The 16,214-nt window shown below is 43.9% G+C and carries 13 protein-coding genes and 1 pseudogene; 6 read left to right on the forward strand and 8 right to left on the reverse strand.

Going from position 1 to position 16,214, the window contains the following annotated elements:
* Positions 1 to 42 precede the first annotated feature (42 nt).
* From HG263_RS03980 to fadI, 8 genes and pseudogenes are all read right to left on the reverse strand, one after another.
* The gene (locus HG263_RS03980) at positions 43 to 483 is read right to left on the reverse strand and encodes a hypothetical protein (RefSeq protein ID WP_171624752.1); all 441 of its coding nucleotides are present in this window, start codon (positions 481 to 483) and stop codon (positions 43 to 45) included.
* Between the two features lie 83 nt (positions 484 to 566).
* Positions 567 to 1,646: an energy transducer TonB gene (locus HG263_RS03985; RefSeq protein WP_171624753.1), complete on the reverse strand. Its 1,080-nt coding sequence runs from the start codon at positions 1,644 to 1,646 to the stop codon at positions 567 to 569.
* A 60-nt stretch (positions 1,647 to 1,706) separates the two neighbouring features.
* Positions 1,707 to 1,985: a YfcL family protein gene (locus HG263_RS03990; RefSeq protein WP_171624754.1), complete on the reverse strand. Its 279-nt coding sequence runs from the start codon at positions 1,983 to 1,985 to the stop codon at positions 1,707 to 1,709.
* A 9-nt stretch (positions 1,986 to 1,994) separates the two neighbouring features.
* Complete coding sequence (locus HG263_RS03995; RefSeq protein WP_171624755.1) at positions 1,995 to 3,122, reverse strand: ATP-NAD kinase family protein; 1,128 nt, start codon at positions 3,120 to 3,122, stop codon at positions 1,995 to 1,997.
* Positions 3,112 to 3,666, reverse strand: a complete 555-nt coding sequence (locus tag HG263_RS04000; RefSeq protein WP_171624756.1) for an elongation factor P hydroxylase — start codon at positions 3,664 to 3,666, stop codon at positions 3,112 to 3,114. Before HG263_RS04000 ends, HG263_RS03995 begins: the two co-directional genes overlap by 11 nt.
* A gap of 155 nt (positions 3,667 to 3,821) precedes the next feature.
* Positions 3,822 to 5,168: pseudogene (locus HG263_RS22245) on the reverse strand (sensor domain-containing diguanylate cyclase).
* Positions 5,169 to 5,483: 315 nt separating this feature from the next.
* Positions 5,484 to 7,652 (reverse strand): fatty acid oxidation complex subunit alpha FadJ, encoded by a 2,169-nt coding sequence (fadJ, locus tag HG263_RS04015; protein ID WP_171624758.1) that lies wholly within the window; start codon positions 7,650 to 7,652, stop codon positions 5,484 to 5,486.
* Positions 7,652 to 8,962 carry an acetyl-CoA C-acyltransferase FadI gene (gene fadI / locus HG263_RS04020; protein ID WP_171624759.1) on the reverse strand — a complete coding sequence of 437 codons (1,311 nt, stop codon included), beginning with the start codon at positions 8,960 to 8,962 and terminating at the stop codon, positions 7,652 to 7,654. Before fadI ends, fadJ begins: the two co-directional genes overlap by 1 nt.
* A 282-nt stretch (positions 8,963 to 9,244) precedes the next feature.
* Between fadI and HG263_RS04025 the strand changes: the two genes are divergently transcribed.
* The 6 genes from HG263_RS04025 to HG263_RS04050 are packed head-to-tail and all read left to right on the forward strand — an operon-like array spanning position 9,245 to position 16,167.
* Entirely contained in the window at positions 9,245 to 10,201 is a 957-nt protein-coding gene (locus HG263_RS04025; RefSeq protein WP_171624760.1) for an AAA family ATPase, read from the forward strand.
* Between the two features lie 2 nt (positions 10,202 to 10,203).
* Positions 10,204 to 11,163 (forward strand): DUF58 domain-containing protein, encoded by a 960-nt coding sequence (locus HG263_RS04030; protein WP_171624914.1) that lies wholly within the window; start codon positions 10,204 to 10,206, stop codon positions 11,161 to 11,163.
* A gap of 11 nt (positions 11,164 to 11,174) precedes the next feature.
* A complete protein-coding gene (locus HG263_RS04035) occupies positions 11,175 to 11,609 on the forward strand; it encodes a DUF4381 domain-containing protein (RefSeq protein WP_171624761.1) in 435 nt (144 codons plus the stop codon).
* Positions 11,602 to 12,588: a vWA domain-containing protein gene (locus HG263_RS04040; RefSeq protein ID WP_171624762.1), complete on the forward strand. Its 987-nt coding sequence runs from the start codon at positions 11,602 to 11,604 to the stop codon at positions 12,586 to 12,588. The genes HG263_RS04035 and HG263_RS04040 overlap by 8 nt, the downstream gene beginning before the upstream one ends.
* Before the next feature lies 1 nt (position 12,589).
* Entirely contained in the window at positions 12,590 to 14,530 is a 1,941-nt protein-coding gene (locus HG263_RS04045) for a vWA domain-containing protein (RefSeq protein ID WP_171624763.1), read from the forward strand.
* Complete coding sequence (locus tag HG263_RS04050) at positions 14,524 to 16,167, forward strand: BatD family protein (protein WP_171624764.1); 1,644 nt, start codon at positions 14,524 to 14,526, stop codon at positions 16,165 to 16,167. The genes HG263_RS04045 and HG263_RS04050 overlap by 7 nt, the downstream gene beginning before the upstream one ends.
* The last annotated feature ends 47 nt before the right edge of the window (positions 16,168 to 16,214 follow it).

Genomic DNA, 16,214 nt, shown 5'->3' on the forward strand with positions numbered 1-16,214 from the left:
AAACAGCCACCTACTGTTAATGGTGGCTGTCTTATCAATGGTTTATCGTCTTAGTCGGCAAATTATAAAAAGACTTATCACACACAATATATTTAAATAAAAGTTACCTAATGGGAAGTAATCTTCAAAAAAGGTATCAAGGGAAAAGTTTGTCACATACCCTCTTAACCCTAAAGAGCATATTACAGAAAGTGCAATCGCGTACACTGTAATAACTACAGCACATAAATTTATATAAAAATCATACCCTTTATTTAATTTTCTTAAACGCTCAGAGAAAATCATTGCTAAAGCAGCTGGAGCCAAACAGTTAGATGCAAATAAAACTATCAGCCAAATAACATCAGGATCATGATTGATACTCAACCCTGGTCCCAAAAAAGGTGTCAATAATAACTCTAGAAAAATCGGGAATATAACAGATACTAATAGCGCAAAGATTATGGACCGATTTAAGTAATAAACATTGTGGTTTTCTAACATAGTAGTTTACCTCTTAACACAAATATAGAGGGTGAGATTTCGAGGAAATTTACAATATCCGCGACACCCCACTCACACGGATGCTAACGACTTAACTTAAATTCCATTCGTACTGTTGATTTTGCGCTTACGGCTTCGCCATCTTCAAACTTTGGCGCATAACGCCATTGCTTTAAGGCTTTAATGGTGTTTTTTACAAATAGCGGTCCATGTTGCTTATCTAACACTGAGATATCTTCTACAAAGCCCTCTGGGGTGATCGTAAATTCGAGGTCAACCCAACCTTGTGCTCTTGCCTTTAGCGCTCTTTGTGGATATTCAGGTTCTTTGCGGTAAAGCGGCGTTTGCTCAACATCATCATGCCAAGGCGTCATTTTCGCTATCATTAAGCAGTGCTTTGTCGCTTGTTCACTCATACCCATTTTTTCATACAAGCCAACCAAACGAGAGTGGGCAGTTAATTCGATTGGGTGATCAAAGTCCAATCGCTCATCAAATACCGCAATCACGTCATTCAATTTTGCAACTGCTTCTTTGTGTTGTTTGCGCGCTGATAGCAACTCTGCTACCCATAGATCAACCGTTAATCTATGTACAGCATCTTTGGGCAAGTACTTTTTGTTGATGTCATCTGCATGGTTAAGATAACTTTTTACCCTCGAGTAATCGTGCGCTCGATTGAAGAGCTTTGCCGCCTCAAAATATATCTTTGATTCAAGTAAATGATTGCTATGGTGCTGCGCAATATCAATAGCGAAACCAACATACTCTCTGGCAGTTAAATCCTGATTAGGTAACAGTAACTCCACCTTTAGTATAAAGGGGTCTATGAGGTCAGTAGAATACTTCCCCTGCAACACAGTTAAAGTATCGATTGCTTCATTTAGAACGACGAGTGCCTCTTTGCTATCATGATGAGACAGGGCCTTTGCATAGTTGATTGCAAGGTTGGCGGCATTTTGTGACTTTTCACCAAACACAGCCTTGCCTTGCTCGTAGGCTAACTTAGCGAATTGCTCTATTTTCTCATACTCGCTGTTTTCTACAGCACGTTGATAAGCATGGTATGTTTGAGAAAATTCAGTTCGGGCATCTGTGTTTGAAAATCCACTAGAACAAAAAAGTGCGCCAGTTAAAACCAGCGCTTTAGAGGTAATAGACATATGATTCCTTCGTAAAACATTCCTAGCGCATCACTGAATATAGGTGATGCTTTGCAAATATTAAGCTGCGAGCTTTTTAACTTGCTCCCAGATATCAACTACATGGGTTTTGTCTTCTTCCGTTAGTTCACCATTACGGTACGCTTTTACTAGGCTTTTTTCAATCTCTTCATTAAGCTGCTCAACACTGACTTCTTCACCAGCGACTTGCGCATAACCCACAGCTAAATCAAAGTGACCACGCAAATAGCCGCCAGCAAATAGCTCATCATCACTAGCTCTATCTACTAAGTTATCAAAAAATTGCTGTGCAACGTCTATATACTCTTGAAATGACATATTGGTTTCCTAATTTAAATCTGAATGGCCAACGGCATACATAACGTGATCATTGTAACCGGTAACAACATTTATATACCCGCTAAGCGTTTGGTCGAGCTCTTCATCGCCCGTGTCGGCTATTAGAGGTCGGCCGTTTAATGCTTGTAATTTAGTTTTCGTTGCAACAACGATAATATTTTCTCTGCCAATTTTTTTAATCAGCTCAGCACTCAATTGTTGATTACCACGGCCGAAAATATGGCCTTGACCACCAATTAATGTGATCACCAACTTTGTGGGTGCATCGTTCAAACGTGCTAACAACTGGGCTGCCGTAAGGTCTTGAGCAAGTAGTTCATGGTCTTGAATTAGGTCTACCCCCAACAGGGTATTGTCTAGGCTTAGCTCTTCCATAATGGCCGCAACCGTAGACCCCGACCCCATGATGTATTGGGTATCTGCATCCATCTCGCTGATAACGTAAGCCGCAATATCAGCCAGCACTAACTCATCGCTTTCTTTACCGCCATTTTTTACACTTTGTACGTAGCGTAACTCTGATGGAACTTGCATTTCACCATAGCGCTTAGCGCGCACAGTACCTTGACGAAACGCCTCTTCATCAATATCCATCACATCCGCATCTGATACCGTAACCAGCTCTCCGGTTATCAGCATTTCAACCACGCGACCTGCAGCTTTAGGGGTAATGGCATAAACACCTGAGTGGATTTTACAGCCAGCTGGTACGCCCAAAACGGGAATGTTGTCGTCAACCGCAGCGCAAATATTGCGCGCAGTGCCATCACCACCGGCAAACAAAATCATATCTACGCCATGTTCAATCAGCGCCTTGACCGCATTTTCAGTATCGTCGGGTACTGTAGGTATCGCACTTTGGTAAACAACTTCGGTTTTGAAGCCTAATTTTTTTGCGATGCTTTCACCCATATCGTCATTTACAGTGAATACCTCTATCTGGTTGCGATATGCCAGCAATTGCTCAAGCGCTAACTGGGTTCTAGCATTCGCTTTTGGCGTCGCGCCCAAAGCGATGGCCTGCTGTGCAGTATCTACACCATCACTGCCTTTTAATGCAACACTCCCACCTAGTCCAGCTACTGGGTTAATAATCAAGCCAAGTTTAAAGCGCATCTAATAGCTCCTTTGGGCAATGCCAAGTAAATTGTTGTTTGGATAGTGGCCAGGGGGTATTGTAAAACTGGCTTAGCGCGTATAGCAGCTGTGTTGTTCGCTCATTAAAGCCCTGTTCTAAAAACACCATAACTTGCTCATAAACACGCTGCTGAAAACTAAACCGACAGGTTTGCTCACCGTTTAAATTATCAACCGACACATTAAAATTAAACCCCGCAGCGACACTGAGTGCCCATTCTATGGCTTGTGGTTTTACTTCAACATTTTCAAACTCATGCTGTTTCGCTTTGTCTCGCCCATCAGGGCAATACCAATAGCCATAATCTTCTTGCTCTCTGCGTTTAGCGCCTGCCACTAACCAATGAGCAATTTCGTGTAAGGCACTGGCATAAAAACCATGAGCAAAAACAACTTGATGATAATGGCAATGCGTGTTTGCAGGCAGATAGATTGGCTCATCACGCCCTTTGATCAAACGTGTGTTATATCGAGAAAAAAACTGCTTATCGAAGATATTGATAAGATCACTTATTGTATGCATTGACTACGAGCAGAACCACTTACAACCTAACTTGCGCAGATTGTACGTACTTTTGCATATGAAGTAAAAAATACTAGGTCTAGATAGGCGTTTTGGGCGATTTCAAATGAAAGCAACAAAAAGAGTGGGCTAAGCCCGCTTATCCAGAACTAAGATTAGCCATTAGATTGAATACTAAACAACTCTGGTTGGTAAATGACGGCTTGATTGCGACCATAACTTTTTGCTTTATACAGCGCCTTATCTGCCTGCTCTACACATTCATCCGCAGCAAGTTTATCGCTTACAAAGTCATATGCAACTAAACCGATGCTTAATGTAAGATTGTTTTTAGCTTGCTGAGCATATTCATCAACGAGCCTTCTTGCGAAACTCATTGCACTGTGATGACTGGTTTCGGGGCAAACCAGTATAAACTCATCTCCCCCCCATCGGCCGATAATATCCGTGGGTCTGGCAGATTCTTAGAGGAATATGCAAAGCTCTTTTAGGGCAATATCCCCCGCTAAGTGACCTTCTTTATCATTAAGCGGTTTAAAATTATCCAAATCAACTAAGAGTATGGCCAAAGGTCGATGATAGCGATTCAACCGAGCAAGCTCTCTTTCTAACAAACTGTATGCTTGACGACGATTGTATACACCTGTGAGATAATCCAAATGCGCTTTTTCTAGTAACGCTTGTTCTTCGCTTAGGTCATGCATAACAGCGATATAAAATTGTCCATCACCATTTAGAATAGTGGTAATGGATATTCTGTAACGCTTTTTAGTGCCATTTTTGTGCACTCCTACAACGCAAGTGTCGCGTTCGGTATCTACTAACTGCGGATGATTAAAACTATGTTTTACCTGCTTTAAAAAAGTAGCACCGTTAAAATGACTAGGTAGCAAATCAGCCATGGTCATTTTAATGAACTCTTTTTTACTATATCCAAACTGCTTTTGTCCAACATCATTCACTTGCCAAATTCGACCACCTTTATCATAGTAAATGACACTATCTGACATAACCTCTATCAACGCGGTACGCTCTTTGAGCAGTTGATGCATAAACCACAGCATTAGCATATTAAGCAGCGCTACTAAACACACAATGGGAGACAAAAAATATGCGCCAAGCTTAATAAATATAGTGACCTCTTCTGTGTGTAGAGCTTGAGAAGCCATGGTGCGTTGATAGCTGTCGTGCAGACTCATTCTCAATACATCTAACGCTTGTTCGGCTTGCGTATCATCCACTTCCACGATTTTATCTAATTTTGCAATATTCTCTCTGGATTTATCTTGGATACTCTCGTTGAGTAATTTGGCTGCATATTGATCAACAGTATTTCTAATCGTATCAATAGATTGAGATTCCTTTTCAGATAACTCAAACTGGCTAAATTTATCAATACTGCGATATATGCTGCTAAGCTCTTGCTGTGCTCGAATAAAATAAATTTGTTCGCCTCGTAATACAAAATTCTTAAAGTTATGGATAAAGCCTCCATAACCCATACTGCGCTCTAACTGAGCAAGTAATGAAGCTTTTTCAATAGAGGTATAGGTATTTTTTTACCAATTTGTATTCAACGCATGCGATTTCTCGACGACTTGTGCATTCCAATAAAATAATGCCAAATTGAATAAAATTGTTAATGTAAGTAATGTACCTAATTGTAGGTAAATTCGCTTTTCCATCACCAAATACCCAGCAGCACACATGGGTTAAGTGTAGTAAAGTATTGTCTTTGAGCAAAAGTTCAGCCAAAGAAATAAAAAAGAGCACAGCCAAAAAGACCGTGCTCTTTTTAACAAAAGTCAGCTAGCGAGTTATTGCGCTTCGCTTTGTTCTGTTTGTAAGGTTTCCTCAGTAGTCACTTCGGTTAATTGCGCCTTAGGTGTAACGTAAAACTTTGCACCTTTTTCCGCCATTGCCATTAAGCTTGGCGCAGGTGTAAATACAGGGTTATCGGTTGCATAAGTAGATAACTCAGAGCATATTTTGCTCGCGCCACGTTTATCCATATAGCTAAATGGCCCGCCTAAAAATGGTGGGAAACCAATACCAAATATGGCACCAATATCACCATCACGAGGGCTGGCAATAATGCCTTCATCCAAACAACGTGCCGCCTCATTGAGCATCTGCGCCACACAACGGCTAGCAATTTCCTGCTTATTTAAACGTGGACTTGTGGTAATACCCAATAGCTCATAGACAGACTCGTCGACTTTTTTACCCTTTTTCTCATAAGAGTAAAAACCGCGACCCGTTTTACGACCTAAGCGTTTTGCATCAATCATACGCTCAAAAGCACTTGGCGCTTTAAAACGCTCACCTAACTCTTTTTCAAGGATCGGGGCGATTTTAGAGCCAATGTCGATGCCCACTTCATCAAGTAGTGCCAATGGACCAACTGGGAAGCCAAATTCAACCAAGGCTTGATCTATCTTCTCGATTGGTTCACCCGCTAGCAGTAAATTAGCCGCTTCATTCACGTAAGGTGCCAAAATGCGGTTAACATAAAAGCCTGCTTTATCTTTAACAACAATGGGGGTTTTACCTTGCTTACGAGCAAAATTAACCGTACGCGCTATGGTTTGCTCCGAGGTGCCTTCGTGCGGAATAATTTCCACCAGTGGCATTTTCTCTACAGGCGAGAAATAATGCAGACCGATGACATTTTCAGGGCGCTTTGCTTGCTCTGCAATTTGTGCAATTGGCAACGACGACGTGTTACTGGCAAAAATGGTGTCATCTTGGCAGTTTTGCTCTACGTCCGCGACCATACTTTGCTTAAGCTTTAAGTCTTCAAACACCGCTTCAATCACCATATCAACGTGCTTAAAGCCAGAATAGTCAGTGGTGCCTGTGATACGATTCATGGTTTGCTCTAGCTCAGCTTTACTCATGATACGGCGCTTTTGACGCTTAGATAAAATCTTATAGCTGTAGTTCATGGCATTGCTCACACCTTGATGCGCTACATCTTTAATACGCACCAATGCACCAGCTTTCACAGCACTAACATGTGCAATCCCCGCGCCCATTAAACCACCGCCGAGTACCGCTGTGCGCTCAACGGACGCAACATCATCGTTTTTGTACTCTTTTTTCATTTCGGTGGTTGCAAAGAAAATACCACGCAGCGCTTTAGATACATCGGTCATCACCAAGTCGGCAAAGCCCTCGGCTTCTGTTTTATAAGCCTTAAGCTCATCAAGCTCCACTGACGCGCGCACTGCCTTAATAATATTGAGCGGTGCTGGATAGTGACCACCGGTTTTCTTCAACACATTCTCTTGCGCTTTTTTGAAAATGATATTGCGACCAAATGGGTTTGACTCTAACAACTGGCTAATTTTATCTAAACGTGGTTTGCTCGCCTTAGCTTTACCTTTAGTTGCAAACTCAGCCGCTACACGCTCTAAAATACTGTGCGGTACACAATCATTTACAAGGCCTGACTTTTTAGCTTGTTTTGCACGCACTTGCTTACCTGTAAGCATCCATTCAAGTGCTTTTTGAATCCCTACCAGTTTTGGTAAACGTTGAGTACCACCACCGCCTGGCAATAAACCGAGCTGAACTTCTGGTAAACCCAGCTTAGTGATATCACTGTCTGTACAAACGCGATAGTCACATGCTAATGCGAACTCCAAACCACCGCCTAACGCTGCACCATGAATAGCTGCAACCGTTGGGTAAGGCTGCTTTTTCAACGTAAAGAATGCCTGATGGCACAGTTCTGATATCGCGAGTGCATCTTCACGAGTTTTTGCACTGTCTAGCATTTTAATATCAGCACCGGCGATAAAGTTGTCACTCTTACCGCTGATGAATACCATACCTGTGACATTGTCATCGCGGCCCTGTTTAAGCACCGCTAATAAATCATCCGCAAAACTGTCACGCAGGGTATTCATTTTTTCGCCCGGCACATCGATTGTAACGATGGCAACACGTCGTTCGTTTAATTCATAACTAAATACTGACATTATGCGCTCTCCAATACAAAGGCTGCACCTAAACCACCAGCGGCACACGCCGTGGTCAATGCTAAGCCGCCGCCACGACGTTTTAACTCATGCAAGCTTTGCGTGATCAAACGCGCACCCGTTGCTGCAAATGGGTGACCATAAGCTAATGAGCCGCCGTTAACGTTAAATTTATCCATATCAATTTCACCGATCGCTTTAGAACGGCCCAATTTTTCTTGCGCAAACTTGTCAGAGCCAAACATTTTCATGTTTGCCAACGCTTGCGCTGCAAATGCTTCATGCATTTCAATTAAATCTAAATCTTTTAAGCTAATACCCGCTCTGTCCAGCGCTACAGGCGTTGAGTGTGCAGGACCCATTAGCATGTCTTCATGCACGCCAATTGCCGAGAATGCAAAGCTGCGTACGTAACCTAAAATGTCATAGCCTAGCGCTTTTGCTTTACTTTCACTCATCATCAATACCGCGGCAGCACCATCCGTCAGTGGCGTTGCATTCGCCGCGGTGACAGAACCATGTACTCGGTCAAATACAGGTTTTAGCTTAGCGTAGCCTTCTAGTGACGAATTGGTACGAATATTATTATCTTGTTCAATAAATGATTTATACGGCGGAACATGGGCCGTCATAACTTCTTCATTGAGCAAGCCATCGGCCCAAGCTTTTGCCGCTAACGTGTGTGAACGGTGTGCCATCGCATCTTGATCTGCGCGACTAATCTCGTGAGTTTTAGCCATTTGTTCAGCTGTTTGCCCCATAGAAAGACCCGTTGAATACTCAGCAACCGCTGGAGGGACTGGCATAAGGTCTTTAAGACGTAATCTTGAAAAGATTTTTAAGCGTTGTCCTAACGTGCGCGCCTTAGTTAAATCTACAAGACTTCCCGCCAATTTTTTGCTCACACCTATCGGTAACACTGATGATGAATCGGCACCACCAGCAATACCTACCGTTGCTGACCCCGCGATGATAGACTCAGCAACGTTAGCAATGGCTTGGAAGCTGGTTGCACATGCACGTGATACTGAATAAGCATCAACAGAAACAGGCATACCCGTGCCCAATACAATCTCACGGGCAATGTTAGGCGCTTCTGGCATTTGTACCACTTGGCCAAAAACTAATTGGTCAATTTCTTTTTTATCAAAGTTCAAACGCTCAAGCATTTCGTTAACGACCAGCTTGCCTAAGTCTAGTGCTGGTACGTGATGAAAAGCTGTTGCTTGTTTTGCGAAAGGAGTACGCAGGCCGCTTACAATCGCGATACGGTCGCCTTTTGTTGTTTTTAGAATGTTTTGCTCAGACATTGATTATGCTCTCCCGCTGACAGGTCTGACCTGTTTAATTTTACCTGATTCTAAACAACCGCTTCCACAATGCCAATAGTAAAATCAAAATTGGTTACTAAAGAAGCAAATCTTACTTACCCTAGTCGCTTTTTTATACAGTAGCAAAAGTTATTGAAAAAACTGGGGAACTATTCAAAAAACTAGAGTCTAATATGACGCTAAAATGTCAATCTAGACTTGAGATCAGACAACGAATCCATATAACTTAAAGCAAAAATTTGTCACAACAAGGACAAAGCAATGGCAGTAAACGAATTTTCACAATTAAAACGCTATCTAGATACTCAAATTATTGGTCAACCAGCTCTAACGCAAGCTTTGCTTATCGCCATTTTGGCAGACGGCCACCTTTTGGTAGAAGGTCCTCCTGGACTTGCTAAAACACGTGCGGTGAATGCACTTGCCAAAGGTATCGAAGGCAGCTTTCAGCGCGTTCAGTTTACCCCAGACTTGTTGCCTGCAGACGTCACCGGCACAGATATATACCGCCAACAAACCAGTGAATTTGTGTTTGAAAAAGGCCCACTATTTCATAATTTGATTTTGGCCGATGAAATAAACCGTGCCCCTGCTAAAGTGCAATCGGCTTTATTGGAAGCAATGGCAGAGCGTCAAATCACCGTGGGCAAAAATACCTACCCTTTATCAAGTCTGTTTATGGTGATGGCAACGCAAAACCCGTTGGAGCAAGAAGGTACTTACCCACTTCCAGAAGCGCAGCTAGACCGATTCCTATTGCATCTTAATATTGACTACCCTCATGCAGAAAATGAGCTGGCAATTTTGCGCTTAACCCGAGGAGAAGCGCTAGAACAAGAAGCAGTCAGTTTCACCCCTATCAGTCAAGACACACTGTTTGCAGCACGCAAAAGTGTACTTTCACTGCATCTAGCGGAACCGCTGGAACAATATTTGGTCCAACTTATCATTGCCACTCGACAAGCCGCCAAATTAGACCCTCAATTAGGGGCATGGATCGAGTTTGGTGCCAGTCCACGAGCAACGATTGCACTTGATAAATGTGCCCGTGCCCACGCTTGGCTGCATAATCGAGAGTTTGTAACTCCCGAAGATATCCAAGCGGTTATTCATAACGTGCTACGCCATCGCATTATTTTAAGCTACGAAGCACAAGCCGATGGCATTAGTAAAGATGAAGTGATCAGTCGTATAGTTGAATTAGTGCCAGTACCGTAATGATGCAACCAACTCAGTTATCAAGCCAAGCATGGTTAGAGCAATGCCATAGCAATGGCGCGCAATTGGGCTTGAAAGAGTTACTTTATTACAAGCCCAAAGCCAGTCTCTTGTCGCTTAAGCCCAAAGCACGCATTAAAAGCGCGCAAGCGGGTCAGTATCTAGCGCCTCATAAAGGTCGAGGTATGGAGTTTGCCGAAGTCCGTCAATATCAATATGGCGACGATATCCGCGCCATCGATTGGCGTGTAACGGCCCGCACCGGAGAGGCGCATACTAAGCTTTATCAAGAAGAAAAAGAGCGCCCAGTGTTTGTTTTTACCGATTTATCAAACAGTATGCTATTTGGTAGTCAGCTGCTTCTTAAATCTGTGCAGGCGGCCCACTTAAGTGCATTAGTCGCTTGGTCCGCTTGTCAGCGTGGTGATAGATTGGGTGGGATTGTGTTTAACGAACACGGTCATCATGAACTTAAACCTACAGCCAGAGATAAAGGCGTATTAGCTCTTTGCCACCAGCTATGCGATATCCATCAACAAGCTTTGTTTAACAAAGATCAAATGATGGAACAGCATCAGGCCCAAAACCGCTTTGCAGATAATTTAAAGCGGTTAACACATTTAGCCAAACCTGGCAGCTTAATATATGTCATCTCTGACTTTACCAATCTAAATGACGCCAGTTTTAAGCAACTAGAGCGCCTTGCTCGTCATTGTGAATTAATCGGTTGCCAAATTAGTGACCCTTTTGAACATCAACTCCCCGCGTATCGCGAGGCAATTATGGTAGAGGCTGGCAGTAATGCATGGACCTTACCTTTGATGGATAAACAATTTAGAGCAAAATTTGCTAAACAAGCAGCAGAGGCGTTTTCTACCCGACTATCACGGTTAAAACGTGCGGGCATGACAATGCAATCTTTTAGTGCGGCTACGCCGCTTGAATCACAGCTTACGAGGTAATAGTAGTAGTTATGCAAGCTTCGCCATTAGATGCTTTACACGACGTTATGCCACCAAGCGAGGTTTCATGGTGGCCTTTTTCATACGCCATGTGGGCCGTTATTTTAATTACGCTCTTTGTTTTCATTGCCGTTGCCGTATGGCGATATAAAGCATGGAAATATCATCAAGCAAAGCGAGAAGCAATCAAGCACATTACTGAACATCAACATGATGCTCAGCAATTACATATTTTGCTCAAGCGCTTAACCAAACATTATTACGGTACACGCGCCGTTGCAGGTTCAAATCAACTGTGGGCAACTCGCCTAACGATTTTGTGCGGACAAACCTTCAATGCGCAAGAGCTAGACAGTTTGTACGGACCAACGCCTAGCGAGCAACTTGCTAACAAGCTACAGCAAGCAATAAAAAACTTTAAATTAAAAGAGGCCCTAGATGTTTGAATTTAGCTGGCCTTGGGCCTTTGTTTTATTGCCTCTGCCGTGGCTTATCGCCAAACTGAAGCCTGTACAACATAACACCTCTGCGCGTTTGCGCATGCCAAGTTTTGCACAACTGGCGGCGCTTGCACCAAAAGCAGTGCAGCAAAGCCGCGGGGTTAACTGGCTAGAAGCACTTATCTGGCTGTTACTAGTGACTGCAGCCGCTAACCCTAAATGGCTCGATGATCCCGTTGCACTGCCTAATGAGGGCCGCGATATTATGTTGGCAGTGGACTTATCAGGTTCGATGACCGAGCAAGATATGGAATATCAAGGCCGCTATATAGACCGGCTTTCTGTGGTAAAAGCGGTACTGAGTGAGTTTATTGAGCAGCGCCAAGGTGACCGTCTGGGGCTTATTTTGTTTGGCGATACCGCATTTTTACAAACCCCCCTGACCCGAGATTTAAACACCGTGAGTCAAATGCTCAGCGAAGCACAAATTGGCCTTGTTGGTCGTGCCACCGCAATTGGTGATGCTTTGGGTTTATCGGTAAAGCGTTTTAGTCAGAAAGAGCAAAGTAACCGCATCTTAATTCTGTTAACTGATGGCCAAAATACCGCGGGCAACCTCGACCCAGAAGATGCGCTGTTATTAGCCAAAGAAGAAGGCATTAAAGTATACACCGTGGGCGTTGGCTCCGACGGTAGAGGCGGATTTAGCTTGTTTGGTATGGGTGGTGCTAGTGGCAGTAATATTGATGAAGCAACCCTTAAACACATTGCCAAAGAAACAGGCGGGCTGTACTTTAGAGCAAAAGATGTTGCGGGCCTGCAACAAATTTACCAAGAGCTCGACAAGCTAGAGCCAATCTCGGATGAGGCACAAACCTTCAGGCCGCAGTTGGCACTGTTCTTCTGGCCATTATTGGCCGTTCTGCTGCTCATCGCTGTTAGTATTTTGATCAAAGCCGTGCGTGGCTTAAAACAGGAGGCATAGCATGGAGTTTATGTTTATTCGCCCCGAGTTGTTGTGGTTGCTAGTACCGTGGTTGGTGATTTCATCAATTCAGTTTATAAAGCGCGCTAAGCACCAACACAGCGACCTTATCGCGCCCCATTTGGCAAGCGTAATGCTGGTCGAATCTAAGCAGCAGCGCAAACAGCACAGCCCTTTGCTTATTAGTGTATTTTTGCTGATTGCCATCATCAGTGCTGCAGGTCCAAGCTTTGAAAAGCAACAAGTACCTGTTTATCAGGCAAAACAAGCCCGCGTGCTGTTAATGGACATGTCGTATTCGATGTATTCTAACGACATAACGCCAAACCGGCTAACACAAGCACGTTTTAAAGCGCTCGATATGATTGAGCTGTTTAAAGAAGGTGATACGGCACTGGTTGCTTATGCCGGTGATGCTTTTGTTGTTTCTCCGCTAACCAGTGATGCAGCAACATTGGCAAACCTAATCCCAAGTCTTAGCCCTGATATAATGCCTAGCCGAGGCTCAAATGTGCTGGCAGGGGTAAGCGAGTCTATTGCATTGCTCAAACAAGCAGGATACGCAAATGGTGACATCATTTTAGTTACCGATGGACTAGAGCAATCTGATGTTGATGATATAAATGCCGAACTTAAAGGCCAAACATTTACTTTAAGTATTTATGGAGTAGGCACTGAGCAAGGTGCGCCGATAGCACTGCCTGAGGGCGGCTTCTTAAAAGACCGCTCAGGGCAAATCGTAGTACCAAAAATTAACTTTTCTCGTTTAAATGGCCTTGCTAAGAGACATGGCGGGCAACTGGTGCGATATAAACCAAGCGGTGATGACATCAAAGCGTTTACGCCTAAACTACACGGCCAAAGTGAGCTCAGTGAATCACAGCAAAGTAAAACGTTGTGGCGCATTGATGCAGGCCAATATGGTTTGATTATTTTACTGCCGTTGGCTTTGTTGCTGATGCGTCGAGCTGGATTGACCTTAGTTACCCTACTCTTTGTAATGCAACCGACTGAACAAGCGATAGCGGCAGATTGGCAGAGCTGGTTTAAAAATACCGACCAAAACGCACTCAGTGAGTATCAAAAAGAAAACTATGCGCAAGCTACATCCGCAGATAACGCTACGTTAAAAGGTGCCGCATTGTATAAACAAGGTAATTATGAACAAGCAGCCGAAGTGCTTAAAGATGCTGCCACGTCAGTTGGTCAGTACAATTACGGCAATGCCCTTGCCCAGCAAGGTAAACTTGATGACGCGCTAAAGGCTTACGACAAAGCATTAGAACTTGACCCAAGTTTGAGTCAAGCCGCTGATAATAAAAAGTTAGTTGAACAGTTGAAGCAGCAGCAAGGCGACCAACAGCAGCAAGGTGACCAACAGCAGCAAGGTGACCAGCAGCAACAAGGTGACCAGCAGCAACAAGGTGACCAGCAGCAACAAGGTGACCAGCAGCAACAAGGTGACCAGCAGCAACAAGGTGACCAGCAGCAACAAGGTGACCAGCAGCAACAAGGTGACCAGCAGCAGCAAGGTGACCAACAGCAGCAAGGCGACCAACAGCAACAAGGTGACCAGCAGCAACAAGGTGACCAACAGCAACAAGGTGAGCAAAATAATCAACCTGACATGCAAAATGAGCAAACAAGCTCTGATGCCGAGCGAACTAAAAATGATCAAGACAAGCAAGCAGTAAAAGAAGCCATGCAACAAGCTCAGCAACACTCAGAGCAGCAAGCTCAACAACAAGGTGAAGAACAAGCAGCCTCTGTATCTGCACAACCACTCACACCAGAAGAAAAAGAAAAAGCGCAACAGCTTAATCAGTTACTTCGTAAAGTGCCTGACGACCCTGCTATTTTGTTACGCAATAAAATGCAGCTAAAAGCACAACAACGCGCTCAACAACGCCGCCGCCCACAAGGAGTTGAAAAATCATGGTAATACGTTTGTTTGTATGTGTATTCCTATTACTATTAGTAAACCCAGTCATGGCCTTTGATAAATTAACGGCCAGTGTTGATAAAAATCCAGTGTTAGTGGGCGAGTACTTTACCCTCACGATCGCCGCTGACGGCAAAGTGTCGGGGGAACAGCCTGATACGAGTGCACTCACACAACAGTTTGTAACCGGCCCAGTGAGTGTAAGCTCACGTACCAGCATTATTAATGGCAGCATGAGCAGCCAAACTACGTGGCAAATGCAAGTGCTAGCACGTCAAGCTGGAACGTTTACTATTCCAGCATTTGAAGTGTCGGGTAAACGCTCAGAACCAATCGAGCTAAAAGTAGTCCCTCGTAGTGACGATGCCCAAGACCAAAAAGATATTTTTGTAAAAGCAGAGCTGGCGCCCAGCACACTCTATGTGCAGCAGGCAGGACTCTATACGGTGAAGCTTTATTTAGGCAAAGACTTATTAGATGGGCAACTTACAGCGCCGCAAATTGACGATGCACAGATCACCCAGATGGGTAAACAAAAAGAAGACTATGAAGTGGTCGATGGTCGTCGCTACATGGTGATCACGAGAGAGTACCTATTACAACCACAAAAAAGCGGTTCATTTACCATTGCTCCCCCCGTATTCAACGGCCAAGTGCGCGAAAACTATCGTCGAATGGCTGTGTCAGCCATTGCACAAGAAATCAATATCGATGTAAAGCCGATTCCAAATGATTACCAAGGCACTTGGTTGCCCAGTGAGCTAGTCAATTTAAGCGAAGAGTGGCAGCCCGCAGATGAGCAAGTCACCGTTGGCACCCCAATCACACGCACAATCACGCTCACCGCTTTGGGGGTTACGCAAGAGCAACTGCCAGATATTAAGCTTGATAATATTACCGGTATTCGCAGCTACCCAGATGAAAGTGATAGAAACCAGCTTACCCGTGATGGGCGCGTTATTTCTCAGCTGGTGTCATCACATGCACTTGTTCCGCAAAGCCCTGGCACCTACACCCTACCCGAGGTCAAGATCCCTTGGTTTAATACCGTAATTAACAAAGTGAATTATGCCACTTTACCTGAGCGTACTATTACCGTTGTTGCAGACCCCAATCAACCTATGGCTGTAACACCTACACAGCCGCAAATAACGCAACCACAAAATACCGAGCAGCCACACGTAATAGTGCAACAGCCAATGCAAAGCGCCACTCACACTAAAAGCTGGATTGATTGGCTTATTTTGATATCGGGTTATGTACTTTGGTTGCTCACTTTAGCGATTTGGATTATACGTAAGCCTAAAAAGGGTAGTGAAAAGGTGTCGACAAAGGCGCACAAGTCCGTCATCAACCCAAACGCAGATCTTAAAAACGCGTTAAAGCAAAATGATGCAAATGCTTTTTATCAGGCGCTGCGCGAACTTGCACAAAGCCGAAGTAATGGCCTTGGCCTAGACGCTTGGCTGACACAACTTAACATACCTGAACTTAGCGATGAAATTGCCAAACTACAGGCATCCCTCTATAGTGATAGCAATCAATCTGCTGATTTATCTAAGATATATAAGCTTGTGGCTAGCGCCAATAACAGCCAAACAGCAGGCGATAATGCACACCTAGCTCAACTATATTGAGCTAGGTAAAAATTATTTTATATCGTGGTGTAATAAAATTACCAACT

Origin of the sequence: Pseudoalteromonas caenipelagi, from assembly GCF_013140855.1 — a bacterium.
Taxonomy (GTDB): domain Bacteria; phylum Pseudomonadota; class Gammaproteobacteria; order Enterobacterales; family Alteromonadaceae; genus Pseudoalteromonas; species Pseudoalteromonas caenipelagi.